The sequence below is a fragment of the Kitasatospora sp. NPDC001159 genome (assembly GCF_053598235.1).
The window spans coordinates 1-23,770 of record NZ_JBSFJV010000037.1; the positions used below are offsets into that span (position 1 = coordinate 1).

The 23,770-nt window shown below is 72.8% G+C and carries 21 protein-coding genes and 1 pseudogene; 14 read left to right on the plus strand and 8 right to left on the minus strand.

The window, feature by feature from the left end:
* Positions 1-220: pseudogene (locus tag ACWC9T_RS20275) on the minus strand (hypothetical protein); the annotation flags it as partial.
* A gap of 90 nt (positions 221-310) precedes the next feature.
* On the opposite strand from ACWC9T_RS20275, the gene ACWC9T_RS20280 reads away from it, so the two are divergent.
* Positions 311-1,063: an SDR family NAD(P)-dependent oxidoreductase gene (locus tag ACWC9T_RS20280; RefSeq protein WP_449822418.1), complete on the plus strand. Its 753-nt coding sequence runs from the start codon at positions 311-313 to the stop codon at positions 1,061-1,063.
* A gap of 139 nt (positions 1,064-1,202) precedes the next feature.
* Here ACWC9T_RS20280 and ACWC9T_RS20285 read toward each other — a convergent pair whose 3' ends face one another.
* Complete coding sequence (locus ACWC9T_RS20285) at positions 1,203-1,805, minus strand: TetR/AcrR family transcriptional regulator (RefSeq protein WP_449822419.1); 603 nt, start codon at positions 1,803-1,805, stop codon at positions 1,203-1,205.
* A 56-nt stretch (positions 1,806-1,861) separates the two neighbouring features.
* On the opposite strand from ACWC9T_RS20285, the gene ACWC9T_RS20290 reads away from it, so the two are divergent.
* Positions 1,862-2,764, plus strand: a complete 903-nt coding sequence (locus tag ACWC9T_RS20290) for an alpha/beta fold hydrolase (protein WP_449822420.1) — start codon at positions 1,862-1,864, stop codon at positions 2,762-2,764.
* A 173-nt stretch (positions 2,765-2,937) separates the two neighbouring features.
* Positions 2,938-5,004, plus strand: coding sequence for a phosphocholine-specific phospholipase C (locus ACWC9T_RS20295; RefSeq protein WP_449822421.1), 2,067 nt, complete (start codon positions 2,938-2,940; stop codon positions 5,002-5,004).
* Between the two features lie 126 nt (positions 5,005-5,130).
* Here ACWC9T_RS20295 and ACWC9T_RS20300 read toward each other — a convergent pair whose 3' ends face one another.
* Together ACWC9T_RS20300 and ACWC9T_RS20305 are read right to left on the minus strand one after the other, a co-directional pair.
* Positions 5,131-5,838 (minus strand): sirohydrochlorin chelatase, encoded by a 708-nt coding sequence (locus ACWC9T_RS20300; protein WP_449822422.1) that lies wholly within the window; start codon positions 5,836-5,838, stop codon positions 5,131-5,133.
* The gene (locus tag ACWC9T_RS20305; protein ID WP_449822423.1) at positions 5,835-6,959 is read right to left on the minus strand and encodes a uroporphyrinogen-III synthase; all 1,125 of its coding nucleotides are present in this window, start codon (positions 6,957-6,959) and stop codon (positions 5,835-5,837) included. Before ACWC9T_RS20305 ends, ACWC9T_RS20300 begins: the two co-directional genes overlap by 4 nt.
* Before the next feature lie 192 nt (positions 6,960-7,151).
* Between ACWC9T_RS20305 and ACWC9T_RS20310 the strand changes: the two genes are divergently transcribed.
* The 6 genes from ACWC9T_RS20310 (at position 7,152) to ACWC9T_RS20335 (ending at position 15,040) form a co-directional block, all read left to right on the plus strand.
* Positions 7,152-9,290 (plus strand): molybdopterin oxidoreductase family protein, encoded by a 2,139-nt coding sequence (locus ACWC9T_RS20310; protein ID WP_449822424.1) that lies wholly within the window; start codon positions 7,152-7,154, stop codon positions 9,288-9,290.
* A complete protein-coding gene (locus tag ACWC9T_RS20315) occupies positions 9,287-10,510 on the plus strand; it encodes an NAD(P)/FAD-dependent oxidoreductase (protein ID WP_449822425.1) in 1,224 nt (407 codons plus the stop codon). The genes ACWC9T_RS20310 and ACWC9T_RS20315 overlap by 4 nt, the downstream gene beginning before the upstream one ends.
* Positions 10,507-13,092, plus strand: a complete 2,586-nt coding sequence (gene nirB, locus ACWC9T_RS20320) for a nitrite reductase large subunit NirB (RefSeq protein WP_449822426.1) — start codon at positions 10,507-10,509, stop codon at positions 13,090-13,092. Before ACWC9T_RS20315 ends, nirB begins: the two co-directional genes overlap by 4 nt.
* The gene (gene nirD, locus ACWC9T_RS20325) at positions 13,089-13,448 is read left to right on the plus strand and encodes a nitrite reductase small subunit NirD (protein ID WP_449822427.1); all 360 of its coding nucleotides are present in this window, start codon (positions 13,089-13,091) and stop codon (positions 13,446-13,448) included. The genes nirB and nirD overlap by 4 nt, the downstream gene beginning before the upstream one ends.
* Positions 13,445-14,782 carry a nitrate/nitrite transporter gene (locus ACWC9T_RS20330; RefSeq protein WP_449822428.1) on the plus strand — a complete coding sequence of 446 codons (1,338 nt, stop codon included), beginning with the start codon at positions 13,445-13,447 and terminating at the stop codon, positions 14,780-14,782. The genes nirD and ACWC9T_RS20330 overlap by 4 nt, the downstream gene beginning before the upstream one ends.
* 126 nt (positions 14,783-14,908) lie before the next feature.
* Entirely contained in the window at positions 14,909-15,040 is a 132-nt protein-coding gene (locus tag ACWC9T_RS20335; RefSeq protein WP_449822429.1) for a hypothetical protein, read from the plus strand.
* 77 nt (positions 15,041-15,117) lie between these two features.
* On the opposite strand, the gene ACWC9T_RS20340 is transcribed toward ACWC9T_RS20335, so the two are convergent.
* Positions 15,118-15,591 carry a hypothetical protein gene (locus tag ACWC9T_RS20340; RefSeq protein WP_449822430.1) on the minus strand — a complete coding sequence of 158 codons (474 nt, stop codon included), beginning with the start codon at positions 15,589-15,591 and terminating at the stop codon, positions 15,118-15,120.
* Positions 15,592-15,972: 381 nt separating this feature from the next.
* Between ACWC9T_RS20340 and ACWC9T_RS20345 the strand changes: the two genes are divergently transcribed.
* Positions 15,973-16,149 (plus strand): hypothetical protein, encoded by a 177-nt coding sequence (locus ACWC9T_RS20345; protein WP_449822431.1) that lies wholly within the window; start codon positions 15,973-15,975, stop codon positions 16,147-16,149.
* Positions 16,150-16,206: 57 nt separating this feature from the next.
* Entirely contained in the window at positions 16,207-17,358 is a 1,152-nt protein-coding gene (locus ACWC9T_RS20350; protein ID WP_449822432.1) for an alpha/beta hydrolase, read from the plus strand.
* Positions 17,359-17,360: 2 nt separating this feature from the next.
* On the opposite strand, the gene ACWC9T_RS20355 is transcribed toward ACWC9T_RS20350, so the two are convergent.
* Together ACWC9T_RS20355 and kdpB are read right to left on the minus strand one after the other, a co-directional pair.
* Positions 17,361-17,846 (minus strand): universal stress protein, encoded by a 486-nt coding sequence (locus ACWC9T_RS20355; protein WP_449822433.1) that lies wholly within the window; start codon positions 17,844-17,846, stop codon positions 17,361-17,363.
* A gap of 194 nt (positions 17,847-18,040) precedes the next feature.
* Complete coding sequence (gene kdpB, locus ACWC9T_RS20360) at positions 18,041-20,218, minus strand: potassium-transporting ATPase subunit KdpB (protein WP_449822434.1); 2,178 nt, start codon at positions 20,216-20,218, stop codon at positions 18,041-18,043.
* 360 nt (positions 20,219-20,578) lie between these two features.
* On the opposite strand from kdpB, the gene ACWC9T_RS20365 reads away from it, so the two are divergent.
* The 3 genes from ACWC9T_RS20365 to ACWC9T_RS20375 all read left to right on the plus strand — a co-directional run bounded on the left by ACWC9T_RS20365 (position 20,579) and on the right by ACWC9T_RS20375 (position 23,313).
* Positions 20,579-20,755 carry a hypothetical protein gene (locus ACWC9T_RS20365; protein ID WP_449822435.1) on the plus strand — a complete coding sequence of 59 codons (177 nt, stop codon included), beginning with the start codon at positions 20,579-20,581 and terminating at the stop codon, positions 20,753-20,755.
* A gap of 38 nt (positions 20,756-20,793) precedes the next feature.
* A complete protein-coding gene (gene lysA, locus ACWC9T_RS20370; protein ID WP_449822436.1) occupies positions 20,794-22,137 on the plus strand; it encodes a diaminopimelate decarboxylase in 1,344 nt (447 codons plus the stop codon).
* A 66-nt stretch (positions 22,138-22,203) separates the two neighbouring features.
* Positions 22,204-23,313 carry a hypothetical protein gene (locus tag ACWC9T_RS20375; RefSeq protein WP_449822437.1) on the plus strand — a complete coding sequence of 370 codons (1,110 nt, stop codon included), beginning with the start codon at positions 22,204-22,206 and terminating at the stop codon, positions 23,311-23,313.
* A gap of 94 nt (positions 23,314-23,407) precedes the next feature.
* Here ACWC9T_RS20375 and ACWC9T_RS20380 read toward each other — a convergent pair whose 3' ends face one another.
* The gene (locus ACWC9T_RS20380) at positions 23,408-23,761 is read right to left on the minus strand and encodes a VOC family protein (protein ID WP_449822438.1); all 354 of its coding nucleotides are present in this window, start codon (positions 23,759-23,761) and stop codon (positions 23,408-23,410) included.
* Positions 23,762-23,770: the final 9 nt, after the last annotated feature.

Here is a 23,770-nt window from a genome sequence, read left to right on the forward strand (position 1 = left end):
GTGGGCACACGCCCTCACGGTCACGTTCTCGACGTTTCCGCAGCTCAAGCCCCGCTTCCGACCCTCCCGAATGCCCACCAACTGCGGAAGTCAGGGAGATGATCAGCGTCGCCCAGCGGCTCGTCGTCTGGTCCATGATCGGCCTGAGCGCGCACTTGTTGTCGAAGGTGTCGTGGGCCAGGAGCCGGTTGGCCGTCGCGACCTGCTGAGTATCCGTCACGGCAGGAGCTTACAAAAAAGTAGGTACTTCCGAGTAGTAATGAGCTTTCCTACGGTGACTTCCGCAAGCACCAACGTTCGAGGAGTCACTGTGAGCAGCAGCAGCAACGCACGTACGGCGATCGTCACGGGCGCATCGAAGGGCCTGGGGGCGGGGATCGCCAAGGCGCTGGCCGGGACCGGCGCAGCCGTCGTGGTGAACTACCGGGAGGATGCGAAGGGCGCCGAACGGGTCGTCGCGGGCATCATCGCCAAGGGCGGCCGGGCGCTCGCGGTCCGGGCGGACGTGGCCCGCGGCGACGACGTGCGCCATCTGTTCGATCGGGCGCGCGAGGAGTACGGACCGGTCGACGTGCTCGTGAACAACGCGGCCGTCGCCGCCTTCGCACCGCTGTCGGGCATCACCGAGGAGGAGTTCCAGCGCGAGATGACCACGAACTTGCTGGGCACGATCCTCACGACGCAGGCCCTGGCCGCGCAGGACGACATCGGCGCCGCATCGATCATCAACGTCTCGACGGCCGGCACGCTCACCCACCCGCCGTATGCCTCGCTCTACGTCGCCTCCAAGAGCGCCGTCAATGCGTTCACCGTCGTCGCGGCCAAGGAACTGGGCCCGCGCGGCATCCGGGTCAACGCGATCATGCCCGGACCGTCGGACACCGAGGGCACCAGGGCCATGGGATTCCCCGGCTCGGCCCAGGAAGCACAGGCGATCGCCGCCACCCCACTGGGTCGTACGGGCACCCCCGACGACTACGGCCCGCTGGTGGTCTTCCTGGCTTCCGACGACGCGCGCTGGATCACCGGGGACGTCATCCTCGCTTCCGGAGGTATGCGCTGACACCCCGTCCGTTCGGTTGCGGGCTCCGCCGCCTGCCTGCGGTCGGCAGGCCCTGCAGCCTGATCGGTGATCGACCGCAGGAGGTGCGTGCGGTCGCCGTGGCATGGCTTGCGCGGCTGAGGGGCGGCCCCGCTGTGCCCTAGCCGGGGAAGAGTCGGCCGAGGTGGTAGTGCAGGACGGTGGTCGCCTCCTCGGCCGAGCGCTGGCCGAGGAGGACGCTCAGGCCGAGGCCGGCGGAGACGGCGAGCAGGACGACGGCCTCCTGTCGGGCGTCCAGGTGGGGACCGGCGGTTCCGGCCCGTTGGGCACCGGTCAGTTGGGCGACCAGGAAGTTCTCCATCTCGTTGGGGGTGGCGAGGAACGGCTGGCCACCGAGGGCGGGGTCGGTGACGGAGAGCACCGCGTACTCGGTGTAGATGAGGTGGAAGGCGCGGCTCTCCTCGTCGGTGGGGACGGCTTCGAGCAGCACCGCCTCGATGATGCCGCGGGGGTCGGTGGTGGCCCCGGTCGCGCGGACGCGTTGCTGGACCCGTTCGCCCATGCGGGCTGCCAGGCGGGTCATGGCGGCGAGGAGCAGCTGTTCCTTGGTATCGAAGTAGTACTGCACGAGCCGCACGGAGACGCCGGCCGCGATGGCGACGGAGCGCATGGTGACGGAGTGCAGGCCGTTGCTCGCCGCCGAGCGGAGCAGGGCGTCGATGATGTGGGCCCGCCGCTCCTCGTGATCCACCAGCTTCGGCATCGGGTTCCTTCCGGATGTTTTTGTGGTACAACCATACCATCAAACTGGGAGGGATCATGACCAGGACCAGCGTCGGAAACTTCGTCAGCGAGGACGCCCGCGCGAAGTTCCTTGAGGCGTACGACCGCGCGATGGAGCTGTGGCCGAGCCCGCGCCGGGAGCTCGACGTCGAGACGAGCTACGGCACCGTCCACGTCCACCACTACGGGCCGAGCGAGGGCGAGCCGGTCGTGCTGTTGCACGGGCACGCCGGGCACCCGTCCAACTGGTACCCGCAGATCGCCGCCCTGGGCGAGCGCCACCCGGTCTACGCGATCGACACCCTGGACGACCCCGGGCGCAGCGTCCAACACGCCGTCGCGGCGGGCTCGGAGGAGAACGCGGAGTGGCTCGGCGAGGTCTTCGCGGGGCTCGGGCTGGAGCGAGTTCATCTGGTCGGCGTCTCGTACGGCGGCTGGCTGGCACTCAACCAGGCCATCCACGCGCCCGACCGCCTCGCCTCGGTCGCGCCGCTGGACCCGGGCGGGATCGAGAAGCTCCCCGCGCGCTTCTACGCCCACATGATCGGCGGTCTGTTCGGGATGCTCGCCCCACGGGCGCTGCGTCCGGCCGTAGGACGGCTGCTCGCCAACCCGGCGCTCAGCGCACCGCCAGAGATGATCGCCCCGCTAATGCTCGGCATGCGCGGCTACAAGCCGGGCAGCCGCCCGGCGGCACGGCCGTTCACGGACGAGGAGCTGGGCTCGATCGAGCTGCCCGTGCTGGTGCTGGTGGGCAAGCGCAGCGCCCTGCTGCGGCCGCGCCAGGTGGTGGGGCGGGTCACGGGGCTGATCCCGGGCGTGCGGGCCGAGATCCTGGACCGGGCCGGGCACGGGCTGAACCTGGAGCAGCCCGAGCTGGTCAACGAGCGGCTGCTGAGCTTCATCGGTTCGGTCGGGCGGGAGGCGAGGGCCGCGTAGGTCGGCTGCTCAAGCACTGCGTCCCGCCCCCGGCGCCTTCGGGGGCGGGACTCGGCTTTCCGTCAACCGTCGGCCAGGTGTAACTTCTCCGCCACCTGGCTACCCACTGGTAGCCATCTCGCTGCCGGACAGTCGCCGGCGTCGGATTTGTCCATACTTCTCGGAGTTTCCACGTGTCACCTGTCACCCGTCGTACCTTCCTCGGCTCGGCCGCCGCCCTCGGCGCGGCCATCGGGCTGGACACGGCCCTGCCCGGCGCAGTGCCGAGCGCGTCCGCCGCGACGACGGGGACGATCCGCGACGTCAAGCACGTCGTGGTGCTCATGCAGGAGAACCGCAGCTTCGACCACTACTTCGGCATGCTCAAGGGCGTGCGCGGATTCGGCGACCGCACCGCCATCCAGATCGCGGGCGGCAACAGCGTGTTCAACCAGCCGAACGGCAGCGGGCGGCAGTACCCGTGGCAGCTCAGCAAGACCAACACTTGGTGGTGGGGCGTCAGCGCCGAGCAGCTGGCGCAGTGCGACGGATCGCTCGACCACTCGTGGAACACCCAGCACCACGCGTGGAACAACGGGAACATGGACTCCTGGATCGCCGCCAAGTGGTCGGACAGGACCATGGGGTTCATGGCCCGCGAGGACATACCGTTCCACTACGCGCTGGCCGACGCCTACACCATCTGCGACGCCTACCACTGCTCGATCCTCTCCGCCACCGGCCCCAACCGCACCTACCTGTGGTCCGGCACGATCGACCCGGGTGCCACTGCGGGTGGTCCGGCCTACGACGGCGGCTCCGAGTCGGGCCTGCACTGGCAGACCTACGCCGAGGCCCTGCAGAACGCGGGTGTCAGCTGGAAGGTCTACCAGAACGCCAACGACAACTTCGGCGACAACGCCCTCGCCTACTTCAATCAGTTCACCAGCGCGCCGAGTTCGAGCCCGCTCGCCCAGCGCGGCATGGGCTCGGTGCCCAGCACCGGCTCGACGCCGGACGACATCGCCGCCGCGATCAAGGCCGACGCGCTCGCGGGCACCTTGCCCCAGGTCTCCTGGGTGGTGGCCAACCAGCTGTTCTCCGAGCACCCGGACGGCCCGCCGGAGAACGGCGCGCACTTCGTCAACCTGGTGGTGCAGGCTTTGGCCGCCGACCCGGACGTCTTCAACTCCACCGCTCTGTTCCTCAACTACGACGAGAACGACGGCTTCTTCGACCACGTGCCCCCGCCCGTGGCCCCGGCCGGCACCGCCGGCGAGTTCTACAACGGAACCAACATCGGCCTCGGCTTCCGCGTCCCGATGATCATCGCCTCGCCGTGGACCCGCGGCGGCTTCGTCGATTCCCGGGTGTACGACCACACCAGCGTCATCCGCTTCCTGGAGACCTGGACCGCCGCCCTCGGCACCCCCGCCGTCTGCCCCAACATCAGCGACTGGCGCCGCCAGGTCTGCGGCGACCTCACCGGCGCCTTCGACTTCGCCAACCCCGTCTACGGCGTGCCCGCGCTGCCCGACACCAGCGCCACCATCAGCCAGGCCACCACCAACGTGCAGATCAACCCGAGCCCGGGCACGAACTCCATGCCCACCCAGGAACCCGGGACCAAGCCCGCCCGCGCGCTGCCCTACCAGCCCAACGCCTGGGTCGACCGGATCGAGTACGGCGCCAACAACCAGATCCTGCTCTGGATCGACATGGCCAACCAGGGCCCGCAGGCCACCGCCTGGGCGCACTACTCGGTCTACGCCAACGCCTACCGCGGCGGCGGCCCCTGGCAGTACACCGTCGCCCCGTACGACGCCACGACCGGCACCGACGGCAGCGCCCGCGACTTCTTCAACATCGGCGCCAACTACGGCAACGGGCAGTACGACCTCACCGTGTACGGCCCCAACCGCACCCTGCGCCGCTTCGCCGGCAACGCGACCACCGCCGGCAAGACCGCGGAGGCCACCACCTCCTACGCGCCGGCGCCGGACACCGGCAAGCCGGCGCTCTGGTTCACCATGACCAACACCGGCACCAGCACCGTCACCTTCACCATCACCGCCACCAACTACCGCACCGGTACATGGACCTACCAGGTCGCCCCCGGCGCCACCGTCAAGGACTTCTTCAACGCCGTCACCATCGCGCAGGGCTGGTACGACTTCACCGTCACCGTCAGCAGCGACCCCGCCTGGAGCCGCCGCGCCACCGGCCACATCGAAACCGGCGCCACCAGCATCACCGGCTGACCGGCACCCACCGGCGGCCGTGACGAGGCTCCCAGCCACCGGGCCGGGGGCCTCGTCGCCGTGCCCTGCGCCCTGGTGTGCGGCCGGCCCGGTTGCGGGCCCGCCGCGCCGGCCTGTTCCGGCCGGTCAGGCGGCCGCAGGGAGCTCGGTGGCCGCGCGCGCCTCGTCGTAGCGCCGCAGCACCAGCCGGGCGACCGCCGGGTGGGCCGCCAGTGGGGCACTGGTCCAGCCCGCCGTGGTGGTGGCCGCGCGGCGGGCGAAGAAGCCGGGGGAGAGGAGGTAGCTGGCCAGGGCTACCCGGGGGTGGCCGGCGGCCTGGAGGGAGGCGACCGCCTGGTGGGGGGTGGGGGCGGCGGCCGAGAGGTGGGCGGGGGTGACCGGGCGGCCGAGGCGGGTGGCCAGCAGCTGGGCCATCCGGGCGGTGTCGGCGAGGGCGGTGGGGTCCGAGGAGCCTGCTCCGGCCAGGACCACGGGTGCGTCCGCCGGGGCGCCGGCCTCGGTGAGGCGGTCGGTGAGGGCCTCGGCGAGCAGCGGGTGGGGGCCGAGGGCGGGGGCGAGGCGGGAGGCGGGGAGGTCGGCGGCGGCGAGTGCCTCGGGGAGGTCGACCCGTAGGTGGTACCCGGTGCCGAGGAGGAGGGGGACCAGGATCGGCTGCGCGCCCGAGAGTTGGGCGAGCGCCTGGTCAAGGGACGGCCGGGCGAGGTCCAGGAAGCAGCAGCGGACGGTCAGTTCGGGGCGTTGGGAGCGAACGAGTCCAAGCAGCGAGCGCGTTGCGGTGGAGGCGGCCGCGTCGCGGCTGCCGTGGGCGACGGCGAGCAGCACCGGGGCCGTCACCCCGCCGCCAGCCGGTAGCCGCGCTTCGGCACGGTGCGGATCAGCGTCGCGTGCGGCCCCAGCGCCGCCCGCAGCCGCCCCACCGCCGCCTCCACCGCGTGCTCGTCCGCCGCCGCGTCCGGCCAGGCGGCGCGCAGCAGGTCGGCGCGGCTGAGTACCCGGCCGGGTCGTTCGGCGAGCGCCCGGAGTACGGCCGCGCCGCGCGGGCTGAGCCAGTGGCTCTCGCCGTCGACCAGGGCGGCGTTCCCCTGGAGCGTCAACATCCCTCCGGAGAGCGTGATTTCACGTCGGGTCCGGCCCGGCAGGGTGTCCGCGAGCAGTCGGACCAGCGAGCCGAGGCGGCCGCGCTCGGGGTGGACGGCGGGCAGGCCGAGCCCGGTGAGCGGACGGGCGCACAGGGTGCCGACGCAGACCGGCAGGACGTCCTCGCGCAGGGCGTCGATCAGCGCCTCGTACAGGCCTTCGGCCTCCGCGGTGGCGAGCAGGGCGGTGATCGCGGGCGCGCTGGTGAAGGTGAGGGCGTGCACCTGGCGGCGGACGGTCTGGTCGAGCAGCTTGCGCACCGCGCCCGGGTCCTCCGGGGGTGCCCAGCGGTAGACCGGTACGGAGATCACCGCGGCGCCGCGCTCGCGCAGCGCCGCCGCGAAGGCGTCCAGTCGGACCCCGTGCTCCTGGACGGCGATCCGGCGCCCGGCCAGCGGGCGGGCGAGCAGCCAGGTGAGCAGTTCGTCGGTGGCCTCGGTGCCCGGCGAGTAGCCCTCGTCCAGTCCGCTGGCCCGCACCGCGCCGGTGGCCTTGGGGCCGCGGCTGAGCACCACCGCGCCCCGGCAGGCCTCGGCGAGCGCGGCGCCCCGGCCCCAGCCTTCGGCCGCGCTCATCCAGCCGCGCCAGCCGACCCCGGTGGTGGCCACCACGTAGTCGAGCGGGGCGGCCAGGCAGCGGTCGGTGGCCTCGCGCAGTGCGAGGTCGTCGGCGAGCGGCAGGATGCGCAGCACCGGGGCCTCGACCACCTGCGCGCCGCGCCGGGTGAGCAGGGCGGTGAGCTCCTCGCGGCGGCGCGCGGCGGTGACGCCGACGGTGAAGCCGGTGAGCGGTCCTGGCGGAGTGGGAGTTGCTGCCATGCCCGCCAGCGTGCGGTGCGCGTGTTACGGGGGCATTGCCCGGCCGTCACCTGCCGGTAAGCGAAAGTGCCGCTCCGGTTACGGCAGATGTCGGGCCGTGCACTCTGGCGGCCGGGTGCCGTGAGCGAGGTGTACCGCGCCCGCAACATTGACGACCCGATCGCGAAACAGCGGACGGTCACCTTTCTCGGCATGACGTTGACCAGCCCCGCCGTCCTCGCCACGGCCACCGACACGCACTGCCCGTACTGCTCGCTGCAGTGCGGCATGCGGCTGTCGCCGGCCGCGCCTTCGGGCCGACCGGGCGCGGACCAGCCGGTCGAGGTGCTGGAGCGCCCGGACTTCCCGGTGAACCGGGGCGCGCTGTGCGGCAAGGGCCGCTCGGCGCCCGCGCTGCTGGACCGGGACGTCCGGCTGACCGGCCCGCTGCTGCGCGACCGGCCCGGCGCCCCGCTGCGTTCGGCGAGCTGGCCGGAGGCGCTGGACCGGGTGGCCGCCGGGCTGGCCCGGACCCGGGCCGAGCACGGGCCGGACGCGGTGGGCGTGTTCGGCGGCGGCGGGCTCACCAACGAGAAGGCGTACCTGCTGGGCAAGTTCGCCCGCGTGGTGCTGGGTACCGCCAACATCGACTACAACGGCCGGTTCTGCATGTCCTCGGCGGCCGCCGCGCACCGCCGGGCCTTCGGCCTGGACCGCGGGCTGCCGTTCCCCCTCGCGGACATCCCGCACACCGGCTGCCTGATCCTGGTCGGCGGCAACCCGGCCGAGACGATGCCGCCCGCCGTCCGCTACTTCCGCGAACTGCGGGAGAACGGCGGCGCGCTGATCGTGGTCGACCCGCGTCGCACCCGCACCGCCGAGCTGGCCGACCTGCACCTGCAGCCCCGCCCGGGCGGGGACCTGGCGCTCGCCCTGGGCCTGCTCCACCTGGTGGTCGCGGACGGCCTGGTGGACCGCGAGTTCGTCGGTCAAAGAACGTCAGGCTTCGAGCGGGCCCGCGAGTCGGCGATGGCCCACTGGCCCGACCGGGTGGAGCGGATCACCGGCGTGCCGGCCCACCAACTCCGAGAGGCCGCCCGGCTGTTCGGCCGGGCCGACACCGGCATGGTGCTCACCGCGCGCGGCCCGGAGCAGCAGAGCAAGGGCACCGACACCGTCGGCGCCTGGATCAACCTGTGCCTGGCCACCGGCAAGGCCGGCCGCCCGTACAGCGGTTACGGCTGCCTGACCGGCCAGGGCAACGGCCAGGGCGGGCGCGAGCACGGCCAGAAGGCCGACCAGCTGCCCGGCTACCGCTCGATCGAGGATCCGGCGGCGCGGGAGCACGTCGCGGCGGTCTGGGGAGTCGACCCGGCCGAGCTGCCCGGCCCCGGCAAGTCCGCGTACGAGCTGCTGGACACCCTCGGCCGACCGGGCGGCGTCCGGACGCTGCTGCTGGCCGGCTCCAACCCGGCGGTCTCCGCGCCGAACGCCGGGCACGTCACCGAACGGCTGCGCGCACTGGACCTGCTGGTGGTCGCCGACGTGGTGCTCTCCGAGACGGCCAGGCTAGCCGACGTCGTGCTGCCGGTCACCCAGTGGGCCGAGGAGGAAGGCACCACCACCAACCTGGAGGGCCGGGTGATCCTGCGCCGCCGCGCGTTCGACCCGCCCGAGGGGGTGCGCAGCGAGCTGTGGCTGCTGCGCGAGCTGGCCGCCCGGCTGGGCGTTGCGGACGGCTTCCCGGCCGAGGCCGAGCAGGCCTTCGCCGAGCTGCGCCGCGCCTCGGCCGGCGGCGACGCCGACTACGCGGGCATCAGCTACCAGCGGATCGCCGCCGAGGACGGGGTGTTCTGGCCCTGCCCGACGCCGGACCACCCGGGCACCCCGCGGCTGTTCCTGGACCGCTTCGCCACCCCGGACGGCCGGGCCCGCTTCGCCGAGGTCACCCACCGCCCGGCCGGCGAGGAGCCGGACGAGGAGTACCCGCTGTTCCTGACCACCGGCCGGGTGCTCTCCCAGTACCAGAGCGGCGCCCAGACCCGCCGGGTCGCCGAGCTCAACGCCGCCGCCCCCGGCCCGTTCGTCGAGCTGCACCCGAGGCTGGCCGAGCGGCTCGGGATCGCGGACGGCGAGCCGGTCGCGGTCACCAGTCGGCGCGGCCGGGCCGTCGCCCCGGCGCGGATCACCGACGCCATCCGGCCGGACACCGTCTTCATGCCCTTCCACTGGGCGGGCGCCGGCCGGGCCAACAGCCTCACCAACCCGGCGCTCGACCCGGTCTCCCGGATGCCGGAGTTCAAGCTCTGCGCCGTCCGGGTGGAGCGCGCCCAGCAGGAGGTGACGTCATGACCCCCAGAATCGCCGTGGTCGGCGGCGGCATGGCGGCCGCCCGCTTCGCCGAGCGCTACGGCGCCCTCGGCGGGGCCGGCGCGGTCACCGTGTACGGCGCCGAGCCGCGCGCCCCGTACAACCGGGTGCTGCTCGCCGAGGTGCTGACCGGGCGCTACGACGCCGAGTCGATCGCCCTGCCGCTCGGCGGGGCGTCGGCCCGGCCCGGCTGCGAGGTCATCACCCTCGATCTGAACGCCCGCACCCTCGGGCTGGCCGACGGCACCGTGGAGCCCTGGGACGAACTGGTGCTGGCCACCGGCGCCAACCCGGTGCTCCCGCCGGTCCGCGGGCTGCGCCGCACCGACGGGTACGGCCTGGCCGAGGGGGTGCACACGCTGCGCACCCTGGAGGATTGCGCCCGGCTGGCCGAGGAGGCCGTCGGCGCCAAGCGGGCGGTGGTGATCGGCGGCGGGGTGCTCGGGGTTAGCGCCGCCCGGGCGCTGGCCGCGCTCGGCGTGCGCACCGAAATCGTCCACCAGGGACCACATCTGATTGAGCGTCAACTCGACCCGGAGGCGGCCACCGTGCTGCGCGAGCGGTTGCAGGTGCTCGGCGTCGACTGCTACACCGGCAACCGCGCCCGGGCCGTGCACGGGGGCGAGCGGGTCGGCGCCGTGGAGCTGGCCGGCGGCTACCGGCTGGACTGCGACCTGGTGGTCCTCGCCTGCGGCACCCGCCCGCGCACCGCGCTGGCCCACGCCGCCGGACTGCCGGTCAACACCGGGATCCTGGTGGACGACCGACTGGCCGCCGCCCCGCACGTGTCCGCGATCGGCGACTGCGCCGAGCACCGCGGCACCGTCCACGGCCTGGCCGGCCCCGCCTGGGAACAGGCCGACGTGCTCGCCCGCCGGCTCTCCGGCGCCGAGCCCGAGGCCCGCTACCCCGGTACCAGCCCGCGCGCCCGGCTCAGCACCGGCGACCTGGAGTACGCGGCCTTCGGCACCGTGGACGAGACCCTCGACCCCGGCCTCGACGTGCTGCGGCTCACCGACGCCACCCGCGGCAGCTACAAGAAGCTCGTCCTGCGCGGCGACCAGCTGGTCGGCGCCATCCTGCTCGGCGACCTGGCCACCGTGGACGCGCTGGCCGGCGCCTTCGCCGACGGCGGCGCGCTCGCCGGCCACCCCCTGCACCTGCTCACCCGAGGAACTGCCATGACTGGAGAAGCGCGATGACCCTTGACGACCGCAATGTCCGGGACCTCGTCCTGGTCGGCCACGGCATGGTCGGCCAGCGCTTCCTGGAGGCCTGGACCGAGCAGCCGGCCGCGCGCGGCTGGCGGGTCACCGTGCTCGCCGAGGAGCCCCGGCCCGCCTACGACCGGGTCCACCTCAGCTCGCTCTTCGACGGCAGCACCGCCGAGGACCTCGCGCTCTGCCCCGCAGGCTTCCTCACCGAGCACGGCATCGACCTGCGCCTGGGCGACCCGGCCACCGCGATCGACCGGGCCGGGCGGACCGTCACCACCCGGTCCGGTGCCGAAGTCCGCTACGACGTCCTGGTGCTGGCCACCGGCTCGGTGCCCTTCGTGCCGCCCGTGCCCGGCACGGACGCCCCCGGCTGCCACGTCTACCGCACCATCGAGGACGTCGACGCCATCCGCGCCGAGGCCGCCACCGCCGGCACCGGCGTGGTGGTCGGCGGCGGACTGCTCGGCCTGGAGGCGGCCGGCGCCCTGCGGGCCGGGGGCCTGGCCACCCACGTGGTGGAGTTCGCGCCCCGGCTGATGGCCGTCCAGGTCGACGACGGCGGCGGCGCCGCGCTGCGCCGCAAGATCGAGGACCTGGGCGTCACCGTGCATACCAGCGCCGGCGCCAGCGGCGTGCTCACCGGCCCGGACGGCCGGGTCCGCGGCCTCGCCCTGTCCGACGGCCGGGAGCTGCCCGCCGACCTGGTGGTCTTCTCCGCCGGGGTGCGCGCCCGCGACCAGCTGGCCCGGGACTGCGGACTGCCGGTCGGCCAGCGCGGCGGCGTGGTGGTCGACGACTGGTGTCGCACCGAGGACCCGGCGATCCTCGCCATCGGCGAGTGTGCCCAGGCCGTCGACGGCCGGGTCTACGGCCTGGTCGCCCCCGGCTACCTGATGGCCGAGACGGCTGCCCGCACGGTGGCCGGCCTGGACGGCGAGGGCTTCACCGGCGCCGATCTGTCCACCAAGCTCAAGCTGCTCGGCGTGGACGTCGCCAGCTTCGGCGACCCGCACGGCAGCGCGGAGGGCGCGCTCGACGTGCTCTACAGCGACAGCCGCAGCGGTGTCTACCGCAAGCTGGTGATCGGCTCCGACGGCGCGCTGCTCGGCGGCGTCCTGGTCGGCGACACCGAGGGCTACGGCGTCCTGCGCCCGCTCGCCGTGGCCGGCAAGCCGCTCACCGTCGCCCCCGAACAGCTGGTGCTGCCAGCCGGGTTCGCCTCCGCGGGACCGGTCGCGCTGCCCGACGACGCGGTGCTCTGCTCCTGCCACAACGTCACCCAGGGCGCCGTCCGGGCCGCCGTCCGCGACCAGGGTGCCGACAGCGTCGCCGCCGTCAAGAAGTGCACCCGGGCCGGCACCGGCTGCGGCAGTTGCCTCAAGCAGCTCGGCACCGTCGTCACCGAGGAGCTGGAGGCCGCCGGGGTCTCCACAAGCAAGGGCCTGTGCGAGCACTTCGCCCACACCCGGGCCGAGCTGTACGAGATCGTCCGGGTCACCGGGCTGGCGAGCTTCTCCGAGCTGCTCGCCAGGCACGGCAGCGGCGAGGGCTGCGAGATCTGCAAGCCGACCGTCGCCTCCATCCTGGCCAGCCTCGGCAACGGCCACATCCTGGACGGCGAGCAGGGCGCCCTGCAGGACTCCAACGACCACTTCCTCGCCAACCTCCAGCGCAACGGCTCCTACTCGGTCGTCCCCCGGGTGCCCGGCGGCGAGATCACCCCCGAGGGCCTGATCGTGATCGGCGAGATCGCCCGCGACCACGGCCTCTACACCAAGATCACCGGCGGCCAGCGGATCGACATGTTCGGCGCCACCGTCGACCAACTCCCGGCCATCTGGCGCAAGTTGGTCGATGCCGGGTTCGAGTCCGGGCATGCCTACGGCAAGTCGCTGCGCACCGTGAAGTCCTGCGTCGGCGAGACCTGGTGCCGCTACGGCGTCCAGGACTCCACCACCCTCGCCATCGAACTGGAGCTGCGCTACCGGGGGTTGCGCTCCCCGCACAAGCTCAAGGCCGCCGTCTCCGGCTGCGCCCGCGAGTGCGCGGAGGCGCAGAGCAAGGACTTCGGCATCATCGCCACCTCGGCCGGCTGGAACCTCTACGTCGGCGGCAACGGCGGCATGACCCCCCGGCACGCCGACCTGCTCGCCGCCGACCTCGACCGCGAGACCCTCATCCGCACCATCGACCGCTACCTGATGTTCTACATCCGCACCGCCGACCGGCTGGAGCGCACCTCGGTCTGGCTGGAGCGGCTGGAGGGCGGCCTCGACCACCTGCGGGCCGTGGTCCTCGACGACTCGCTCGGCATCGCCGCCGAGCTGGACGAACTGATGGCCCGCCACATCGGCAGCTACCAGGACGAATGGGCCGAGACGCTGGCCGACCCCGAGCGGCTGCGGCGCTTCTCCTCCTTCGTCAACGCCCCCGGAACCCCCGACCCCGCCGTGACCTTCGTCCCCGAACGCGGCCAGATCCGCCCCGCCCGCCCCGGCGAGGCCGGCCACACCCTCAACGCCCCGGTGCTGGTCGCCGGGGCCCGACTGGAGGTGCTCACCCCGTGACCGTACAGATCCACGACGGCACCCGCTGGCAGACCGTCTGCTCCCTCGCCGACCTCCAACCCGGCCGCGGCGTCGCGGTGCTGCTCCCCGACACCGGACAGGTCGCCCTCTTCCGCGACCGCGCCGGGGAGCTGTACGCCGTCGACAACCTCGACCCGTTCAGCGGCGCCCCCGTCCTCTCCCGCGGCCTGATCGGCAGCCGCGGCGAGCGGCCGACCCTCATCTCGCCGATGTACAAGCAGGTCTACGACCTCACCGACGGGCGATGCCTGGACGAGGACACCGCCCCCGACGGAACCCCCGCCGTGCTGCGGCGCTGGCCGGTCAGGGCTTTCGACGGCGAGGCGATGGCATGACGACCGTCCTCGAAGCGAGAACGCCCGCCGCACTCAGCGGCTGGGACCCGGAGAACGAGGAGTTCTGGGCGCGCGGCGGGGCCCGGATCGCCCGGCGCAACCTGGTCTTCTCCGTGCTCTCCGAGCACATCGGCTTCTCGGTGTGGAGCCTCTGGTCGGTGCTGGTGCTCTTCCTCGGGCCCCAGTACCACATCGACACGGCGGGGAAGTTCACCCTCACCGCCCTGCCCACCGCGCTCGGCGCGCTGCTGCGGCTGCCGTACACCTTCGCCGTCGCCCGGTTCGGCGGGCGCAACTGGACGGTGATCAGCGCGCTGCTGCTGCTGGTGCCGACCGCGCTGGCGGCCGTGGTGCTGGAGCCCGGCGTGTCGTACGGGACGCTGCTCGCGGTGGCCTGCGTGGCCGGGGTCGGCGGCGGCAACTTCGCCTCCTCGATGGCCAACATCAACGCCTTCTACCCGCACCGGCTCAAGGGCTGGGCGCTCGGCGTCAACGCGGGCGGCGGCAACCTCGGCGTCCCGGCCGTCCAGCTGCTCGGGCTGCTGGTGCTGGCCACCGCCGGCGCCGCCCATCCCCGGCTGCTGCCGCTGGTCTACCTGCCGCTGATCGTGCTGGCGGCGGCCGGGGCCTGGTGGAAGATGGACAACCTGCCGGCCACGGCGGCGAGTTCGGGGGAGGGGCGGGCGCTGCGCGAGGTCGCCCGCGACCCGTACGGCTGGGCGGTCTCCACGCTGTACATCGGCACCTTCGGCTCCTTCATCGGGTTCGGCTTCGCCTTCGGGCAGGTGCTGCAGGTGCAGTTCCATGAGCGCTTCGACACCCCGGTCAAGGCCGCCGCGCTCACCTTCCTCGGGCCGCTGCTCGGCTCGCTGCTGCGGCCGGTCGGCGGGCGGCTCGCCGACCGGTACGGGGGCGCGAAGGTCACGCTGGCGACCTTCGTCGCGATGGGGGTCGGGACGGCGGTCGTGCTGGCGGCCTCCCGGGCGGGCTCACTGCCGCTGTTCCTGGCGGGGTTCATCGCGCTGTTCGTGCTCAGCGGGATCGGCAACGGCTCGACGTACAAGATGATCCCCGCCCACTTCCAGTCGATCGCCCGGAAGAGCGTCGCGGCCGGAGCCGACCCGGATGGTGCCGAGGCCGAGTCCCGGCGGCGGGCCGGGGCGCTGATCGGGCTCGCCGGGGCGATCGGGGCCTTCGGCGGGGTGCTGGTGAACCTGGCCTTCCGGCAGTCCTTCCAGGCCAGCCACAACGGGGACACCGCGTACCTGGGGTTCCTGGCGGCGTACGTGTTCTGCTCGGTGCTGACCTGGGCGGTCTGGCTCCGGCGGCGGTGAGGGGGTACCCCCAGTACGACTCCAGGTCACCTACAGGGGCGGCCAGGAGTCGACCGGCGTGGTGATCGGCGCCCCCAGCAGACCTGGAGCAACCAGAACCCGACCAACGGCTACCAGTTCCAGTCGGTGGACCTCTCCCCGGTCATCGGGCAGGTCGGCTGGGGGACCACCATCGGCCTCAAGCTGGTCTCCCACGAGACCGGTACGACCCCGACCACCACGTTCCTGATCGACGACGCCTCGACCCACGAGAGCTGACCTCGTGCCCGAACGTCGGCCCCGGCACCGCGCGTTGCGGTGCCGGGGCCGACGCCGCTGCGATCACGGTCCGGGGGTCACGGCCCGGGCAGCGGCCGGGTGCCGGTGTGTGCGCGGGCGGCGTCGGCCAGGAGCCGGACGGCGTCGAGGGGGATGTCGAGCCGCCGGGCGATCCACGCGGCCGGGCGGCCGGCCTTGGCGAGCATCCAGGCCGAGTACAACTGGCCGAGCTGAGGGGCGTGTTCGGCGAGCAGCAGGGGGCGGACGGCCTCCATCGGGAAGCCTTCGAGCGCGCGGGCGCTGTACTCGCGCCCGTTGGGGCCGAGCGGCGGCAGCGGGAGCGGGCGGCGGGTGTCGAGCCAGCGGCTGAACAGCACCGCGCCGACCAGCAGGAGCCCGGAACAGGAGACGCCGATCAGGACGCCGCCGATCACCGGGCGGTCCTCCTCCTCCGCCATGCCGAGGGCGACCTCCTCCAGGACGAGCAGCCCGAGGACGGTGAGCAGCACCGCCGCGTCGCGCGGGCGCGGGAAGAGCCGGGACGTCGTCATGGGGAACCTCCTCCTCGGCCGGGGCCGGGGCCGGGGCCGGGGGCCGGGGGTCGGGGGCGGGTGCGGCGACTCACCTTCCGTACAACGGCGGCGAGCGGCCCGGGGCACGCCCGGACGATCAGGCGGTGGAAGACCGGCCGTTGAGTTGCCGCTCCGTCAGGAAGTCACCGGGGAAGCCGAGTTCTGCCGGAGGTGGACTCGGGGGGTCGGGAGCGGACGTGGGCGTGGTCGCGAGCCGTACTCCTGCGGTCCATGGGTCCCGCCTCCTTCCGGTCGGGCGCGCCGGGGTGGTGCGGACGTCAACGGGGCGGGGACTCGCCTTCGGACCCGTCGACAGCATAGCCCGTCCATGCCAACTTCGACAGTGTTGTCGAAGTTGGCATGCGGACCGACCTGGAGACCGGCCGGGGGAGGTGGGGCGACATGGACCTGAGCGGGGTGACCAGGATGCGCGACGCCATCGGCATCCGCTTCACCGGCCCGCCGTTCCTGCGCGGCCAGGTGTGGCAGGCGCTGGCCGACCGGCGAGAGGCGAGAGTGATGCCGGGGTTACCCTGAGTAGGGGGCGCCGCTTTCCCGGCCGGTGGTCCACAGTGGTAGAGGAGGCCGGGACGGATGGGACTCACCAGTCACAAACTGCTGGCGCTGACGGCACTGCTCGCGGTGGCCACGGTGCTCGGTACGCTCTGGGTCTGGCCCAAGCTCGCCGTCCGCAGCTGGCCCGCGATGTTCCTGCGCCTCGGCACCATCGCCGTCACCCAGCTGACCCTGCTCGCCACCCTCGGGCTCGCCGTCAACGACTACTTCGTCTTCTACAGCAGCTGGTCCGACCTGCTCGGGCATGAGCGCGGCGCCGGCGTCATCCAGGGCGCCGGCGGCGGTACGGGCGGAGCGGGCACCCCGGCCGGCACCCCGGCCGGGGTGCAGCTGCTGGGCACGGCGGAGATCACCGGCGCCGGCCCGGTCGGCCGCGACCCGGCCCGGATCGGCCGGCTCGACAAGGTCCGGCTGCCCGGCACCACCACCGGCCTGAGCACCGACGGGTACGTCTACCTGCCGCCGCAGTACTTCAGGCCCGGCAACGAGGGCAGGCACTTCCCGGCCGTGCTGGTGATGACCGGCTTCCCCGGGGACGCCACGAACCTGGTCACCAAGCTGCGCTACCCGGCCACCGAACTCGACCTGCTGCGCAAGGGGACGATGAACCCCACCGTCCTGGTGCTGATGCGGCCCTCGCCCAGCATGCCCCGGGACAGCGAGTGCGAGGACGTCCCGAACGGCCCGCAGGCGAAGACCTACTTCACCGCCGACGTGCCCGCCGACCTGCGGGCCTCCTACCGGGTGCTGGTCGGCGCGGACAGCCTGGGCGTCATGGGTGACTCCACCGGCGGCTACTGCGCCGTCAAGCTCGGCATGGTGCACCCGGCGGTCTTCCCGGCCGCGGTCTCGCTCTCCGGCTACTTCAAGGCGGCGGACGACGTGACCACCGGCGATCTCTTCGGCGGCAGCCAGCAGCGCCGCGACGAGGCGAACCTCAACTGGCGCCTGGCTCACCTGCCGATGCCCGCGCTCGCGGTGCTGCTCGCCGACAGCAAGCAGGACGGCAGCACCTACGCCGACTCCACGGCCTTCGCGGCGGCCGCCCGTCCGCCCCTGGTGGTGGCTCAGGCGACGGTGGACGCCGGCGGACACAACTTCACCACCTGGAACCGGCTGCTCCCGCCCTCGCTGACCTGGCTCAGCTCCCACCTGGCGGACGCCTCGTAGCGTCAGCGTGCGAGCAGCGGCAGCGGCGCCCCGGTGCGGGCGGGCAGTTCCAGCCGGGTCAGCAGCGCCGAGGGCGAGACCTCGACCACCCGGCAGCCGGCCCGGTGCCGGCAGTGCCGGGCCACCGAGCCGCCGCGCAGCCGGTCGAGGCCGCGCCGGGTGGTGGCGCCCAGGACGAGCAGGTCGTCCGGGCCGCTGACGGCGGCGACCAGGGCGTGCCCCGGCTCGGCGTTCACCACCAGCGGGTGGATGACCAGTCCGGCCGGGTAGCCGCCGTAGGCCTGCTCGAAGGCGATGTCCAGGCGGCGCCGGGCTGCGTGCTCCAGTTCGGAGAGCGGGCGCAGGCCGTCCTTGTCGTCCGCCGTCCACGCGGCGACGGGCACCAGCACGGCCTCGTTCCGGGCCGCCTCGCCGACGGCGTGGTAGAGGGCGGCCAGACTGCTCAGTGATCCGCTCAGGCCGACGATCACTCGGGATGTGCTGGTCATCGTGCCGGTCATGGCCGTTCGCCTCCGTCTCTTCGGTAGCTCACTCCGGTCGAGTTCCGCCGGTTCGGTACTCCTTGCTTCGGATGCCTCCAGTGAACCCCGGAACAGCACCGTCCGTACCGCCGCTGACACCGTCATGACGCCGGTCGCACGCATCTTGACGCCCTCCTGACAGGTCCACCGGTCGCGGACCCTCAGCCCAGTCCCGGCACGAACTGGATCAGCAGGTCGATCGCCTTGATCCCGAGGAACGGCAGGACCAGCCCGCCCAGCCCGTACACCCGCAGGTTGCGCCGGAGCAGGTCGGTCGCGGAGGCGGGCTGGTAGCGCACGCCGCGCAGCGCCAGCGGGATCAGCGCGATGATGATCAGCGCGTTGAAGATGATCGCGGAGGCGATCGCCGAGGTGGGGCTGTGCAGGCCCATGATGTTGAGGTGGTGCAGTCCGGGGTAGGCGTTCGCGAACATCGCGGGGATGATCGCGAAGAACTTGGCCACGTCGTTGGTGATCGAGAAGGTGGTCAACGCGCCCCGGGTGATGAGGAGTTGCTTGCCCACTCGGATGATGTCGATCAGCTTCGCCGGGTTGGAGTCCAGGTCGACCATGTTGCCGGCCTCCTTGGCAGCCGGGGTGCCGGAGTTCATCGCGACCCCGACGTCGGCCTGGGCGAGCGCCGGGGCGTCATTGGTGCCGTCGCCCGTCATCGCGACCATGTTCCCGGCGGCCTGCTCGCGCCGCAGGTGGGCGAGCTTGTCCTCGGGGGTGGCCTCCGCGAGGAAGTCGTCCACCCCCGCCTCCTCCGCGATCGCCTTGGCGGTCAGCGGGTTGTCACCGGTGACCATGACGGTGCGGATGCCCATCCGCCGCAGCTCGGCGAAACGTTCGGCGATGCCCTCCTTGACCACGTCCTTGAGCTCGACCACGCCCAGCGCCCGGGCGCCGTGCCGGTCGTGCACGGCGACCAGCAGCGGGGTGCCGCCGGCCTCGGCAATCCGGTCGACCAGCGGCTTGGCCTCCATGGGGATGCGTCCTTCGGAGTCCACCACCCAGCGGGCGACGGCGGCGGCCGCGCCCTTGCGGATCAGACAGCTGTTGCCGTCCGGCCAGCGCAGGTCGACGCCGCTCATCCGGCTGTGCGCGGTGAACGGGACGGGCAGTTGCTCGCCCAGCTCGCCGGGAGCCCTCGGCGGCACCCAGTACTGACGGTTCGTCAACTCGATCAGTGAACGCCCCTCCGGGGTCTCGTCCGCGACGGACGCCAACTGGGCCGCCTCGGCGAGCTGTTCCATGGTCGCACCGGGCAGCGGGTGCAGCGCGACGGCCCGACGGTTGCCGTGGGTGATGGTGCCGGTCTTGTCCAGCAGCAGCACGTCCACGTCCCCGGCGGCCTCCACCGCCCGGCCGGAGAGCGCGACCACGTTGCGCTGAACCAGCCGGTCCATCCCGGCGATGCCGATCGCGGACAGCAGCGCGCCGATCGTGGTCGGGATGAGCGCGACCATCAGCGCGACCAGCACGACGGTGGTCTGCGGCGCGTGCGCGTAGATGGCCATCGGCTGGAGCGAGATCACCGAGAGCAGGAAGACGATGGTCAGCGAGGCGAGCAGGATGTTCAGCGCGATCTCGTTCGGGGTCTTCTGCCGGTTGGCGCCCTCGACCAGGGCGATCATCCGGTCCACGAAGCTCTGCCCGGGCCGCGAGGTGACCCGCACGATCAGATGGTCGGAGAGCACCTTCGTGCCTCCGGTGACGCCCGTACGGTCGCCGCCGGACTCGCGGATGACGGGTGCGGACTCCCCGGTGATCGCCGACTCGTCGACGCTCGCGACGCCCTCGACCACCTCGCCGTCCTGCGGGATGACCTCGCCGGCCGACACCAGCACGATGTCGTGCAGCATCAACTGCTCGGCGGGGATGACCTCGTGACGTCGGTCGCGGGTGCCGACCCGCCAGTGCAGCAGTCGCCGGGCCGTCGTCCAGGCCTGGGCGCGGCGCAGCGAGTCGGCCTGCGCCTTGCCCCGGCTCTCGGCCACGGCCTCGGCGAGGTTGGCGAACAGCACGGTCAGCCAGAGCCAGAAGGAGATCACCCAGGCGAAGACGCTCGGGTGGATCACCGCGCTGATGGTGGTGAGCGCCGAGCCGGTCTCGACCACGAGCATCACCGGGTTGCGCGTCATCACGCGTGGGTGGAGCTTGCGGACGGCGGCGGGCAGGGCCTCGGCCAGCTGTCGGCGGGTGATCAGCCGGCGGCGGCCTCTGGGTGAGGACGGGCGGTGGCTCGGATGCTCCGGTGGTTGCTCGGGTGCGGAGGCTGGGCGACGGAACCAGTCGGTTCGGGTGGCATCCGGTGTGGTGAGGGCCGAACGGCGCATCGTCTCGGGGGACCTTCCGGGGCGCCCTGACGCGGGGGCGGCGGGGCGGCGGGCTCGTGGCGACGGGGACGGCCGACAGCCCACCACCGGAACTCCGTCCACCACACACGTCTTGACGCATGCTTGGCGGGGAAACGGCCATCCTTGACAGTTCCCTGACAGCATGTTCGATCCGGGCTCCGACCTGCACGAACGGTCGTTCCAATGCCTGGGATGAGGGGCATGTCAGGAAGTCGTCAAGGTACGCCCCCGACGCGTAGGCCGTGCGTCAAGGCCGGGTGCCATCGGCGTACGGAGGGTCTCCACTGGAACCGAGGGCCACCGGACGACGGCCCGCGCCACAGACCCGAGGAGCCCGCCGTGACCACCGCCACCACCGTCATCGACGTCGACCAGCTCGGCCAGCCGCTGGAGCGCGCCATCCGCCTGGTGCCCGCCGCCGGACTCCAGGACCAGCCCGAGCCGCCGGAGCCGGCCACTTACCACGCTCGGACCCGCCCGGCGCACTGCCGGTTCGCGATGCACTACGAAGACTGACCCACCACATCTCTCGACTTTTCGTAGGAGTAGCCGCCATGACCCAGCTCACCGTCCCTCCCGTCACCACCGCCCCTGCCGACGCGCTCGGCGGCCCCTGGCCGGCCTCGGCGCGGCCCGGTCCGGGCGGCGAGGTGCTGGTCGGCGGGGTCGGGCTGGCCGAGGCCGCCGAGCGGTTCGGCACCCCGCTGTATGTGGTGGACGAGGGCGAGGTGCGCGCCCGGGCGCGGGCCTACCGGCGGGCGCTGCCACACACCGAGGTGCTGTATGCGGCCAAGGCCTTCCTGTGCAGCGCGATGGCCGACTGGGTGGCGGAGGAGGGTCTCGGTCTGGACGTCTGCTCCTCCGGCGAACTGTGGCTGGCGGTGTCCGCTGGCTTCCCGGCGCAGCGGATCCTGCTGCACGGCAACGCCAAGTCCCCCGAGGAGCTACGGTTGGCGCGGCGCCTGCGGGTCGGACGGATTGTGATTGACGGCCCGGCCGAGATCGCCCGGCTTGCGGCGCTGGTGGCGGCTGACACCCCGCAGAAGGTGCTGGTCCGGGTCGTCCCCGGGATCGCCGCCGGACACCACACGGCGGTCCAAACCGGCCTCGGCGGCCAGAAGTTCGGCTTCCCGATCGAGGGCGGCGACGCGACGGACGCGATCGTCCGGGTGCTCGACCAGCCCGGCTTGGAACTCGCCGGACTGCACTGCCACCTGGGCTCCCAGATCACCGAGATCGCACCGTTCCTCCAGGCAGTCGACGCTTTGGTTCGCCTGCTCGCGGAGATCCGGGACCGGTACGGCGTGGAACTGTCCGAGCTGGACCTCGGCGGCGGCCACGGCATCAAGTACCTGCCCGGGGACGCGGAGTTCGATCTCGCCGAGTTCGCGGTACGGGTGACCGACCGGGTCGCGGTGCGCTGCGCCGAGACGGGGTTGGAGGTGCCGCGCCTGATCGTCGAACCGGGCCGTGCCATCGCAGGACCGGCGGCAGTGGCGGTCTACCGGATCCTGTCGGTGAAGCACACGGCGGACGGTCGCACCTTCGTAGCCGTGGACGGCGGAATGAGCGACAACCCGCGCCCCGCGCTGTACGGATCGCAGTACAGCGTGCGCCTGGTGGGCCGCCGCTCAGACGCGGGCTCGGCCCGGGTCGACGTGGTCGGCCGCCACTGCGAGGCCGGCGACGTCCTGGTGCGCGACGCGGTGCTGCCCGCCGACCTGCGGCCCGGGGACCTCCTGGCCGTGCCTGCGGCCGGGGCGTACCAACTGTCGATGGCCTCGGGCTACAACCTGGTCGGCCGCCCCGCCGTGGCCGCGGTGAAGGACGGTCGCGCCCGCCTGCTGATCCGCCGCGAGACGGTCGAGGACTTCCGCCTGCGCGAAGTCGGCCCCTGAGGCCCGGGGGATAACGGAAGCGCGAAGATCCCGCGGGGCCTGGCCACCCCCGCTACGCTCGGCCGCATGGGTGGATTGGACGTGGTCAACGGCGTTGCCGGCGCCGTGATCGGGATGCTGTTCGCGGTGCTGTTCCAACAGCCCTTGCAGGACGCATGGTTCAAGGTGCGCAGGCGTTCGTCCGTCGCGGTTCGAAGCCTTCGGTCCAAGACGGAGCACAGTCCCGTGTGGACGACCTTCTCGCTGGGCCCACTCCACACACCGGCGCTGATCGTCGAGGGCGACGGCGAACACCCCATCCCCGCCGAGGGCGTTCACATCCAGGTCCTGGACGGCGAGACCAGGCTCCCGGGTGAGATAGCGCACTGGTGGGCCGAGATAGAGGCCGAGAGCAGCCGCCTCCAGGAGGAGGGACGAACGCCGATCTGGAACGGCCTCCGGTACGCGGTCGAGTCGTTCGACATCTCCCGGACGCCCGTCGAGGAGCAGCCGGAGGTCCGCCTGCGACTGCGGCCCACGGACTACTACACCTTCCTCGCTGCCCAGCAGCTCGACCGTCGGCTGCCCGACGGGACCACACTGCGCTCCCGGTACCTCGACCCCGACCGCCCGCTGGAGGCACCGGCGTTCCTGCAGTGCAGCCTGGGCGTCAACGTCGCCGTGGTGACCGCCGACGACATGCTGGTCGTGAGCCGGCGCAGCGACCGGGTCCGGGTGGCGCCGGGCACCTGGAACTCCTCCGTCAACGAGGGCGTGTCACGGCAGATCGATTCGTCCGGCAGGAGCGCACCGGTCCTCCACGCCGTCGCCCGGCGCGGCATGCGGGAGGAACTGTCCCTGGAGCCGCACGAGTACTCGCTCGAACTCCTGGCCTTCGTGCTGGACGTGGAGAAGCGTCAGTGGAGCGCCCACTTCTACGCGCGCCTGAACGAGCTGACCGGCCAGGGCCTCCAGGCCCGGCTGAGCCGAGGGGTCGCGGACCGGTGGGAACACGAGACCATCGACTACGTTCCCTTCCGCGCGACCACGGTGGCCGGATACCTGCTGCACCCCGACCGCATCCACCGCTGGGCCCCGACAGCCCCGGCACTGTTCCACCTGGCCCTGGTCCACGTCCACGGGCGAGCGACGGTCGAACGAGCCGAGGCACAGGCCGTTCGACGCTGCCGCGCATGACAAGTGAGGGACTGTGCACGCTGGGGGCGGAGCACCGCGCGGGAAGTCGGCCCAGCCGACTTCCCGCGCGGTGCTGCTGCGGGCGGATTCGCGGTCAGACGGGCTGCCAGAGCTCGATGCGGTTGCCCTCGGGGTCGGTGACCCAGCCGAAGCGGCCGACGCCCTCCATGTCCTGGGTCTCCTCGGCGACGTCCGCTCCCCTGGCCCGCAGTTGCGCGAGCATCGCATCCAGGTCGCGGACCCGGAAGTTGAGCATGGTCTGCTGGGCGCGGGACCCGAAGTGGTCGGTCTCGGCGTCGAAGGTCGCGAATACCGTCGCCCCGGGCGCCTGCCGCCACAGGCCGTACTCGTCGGCGTCCAGCCCCAGGCGGTCGCGGTACCACGCGCTCAGGGCGGTCGGATCGGCGGCCCGTAGGAAGTACCCACCGATTCCAAGCACACGTTCCATGCGGCCATC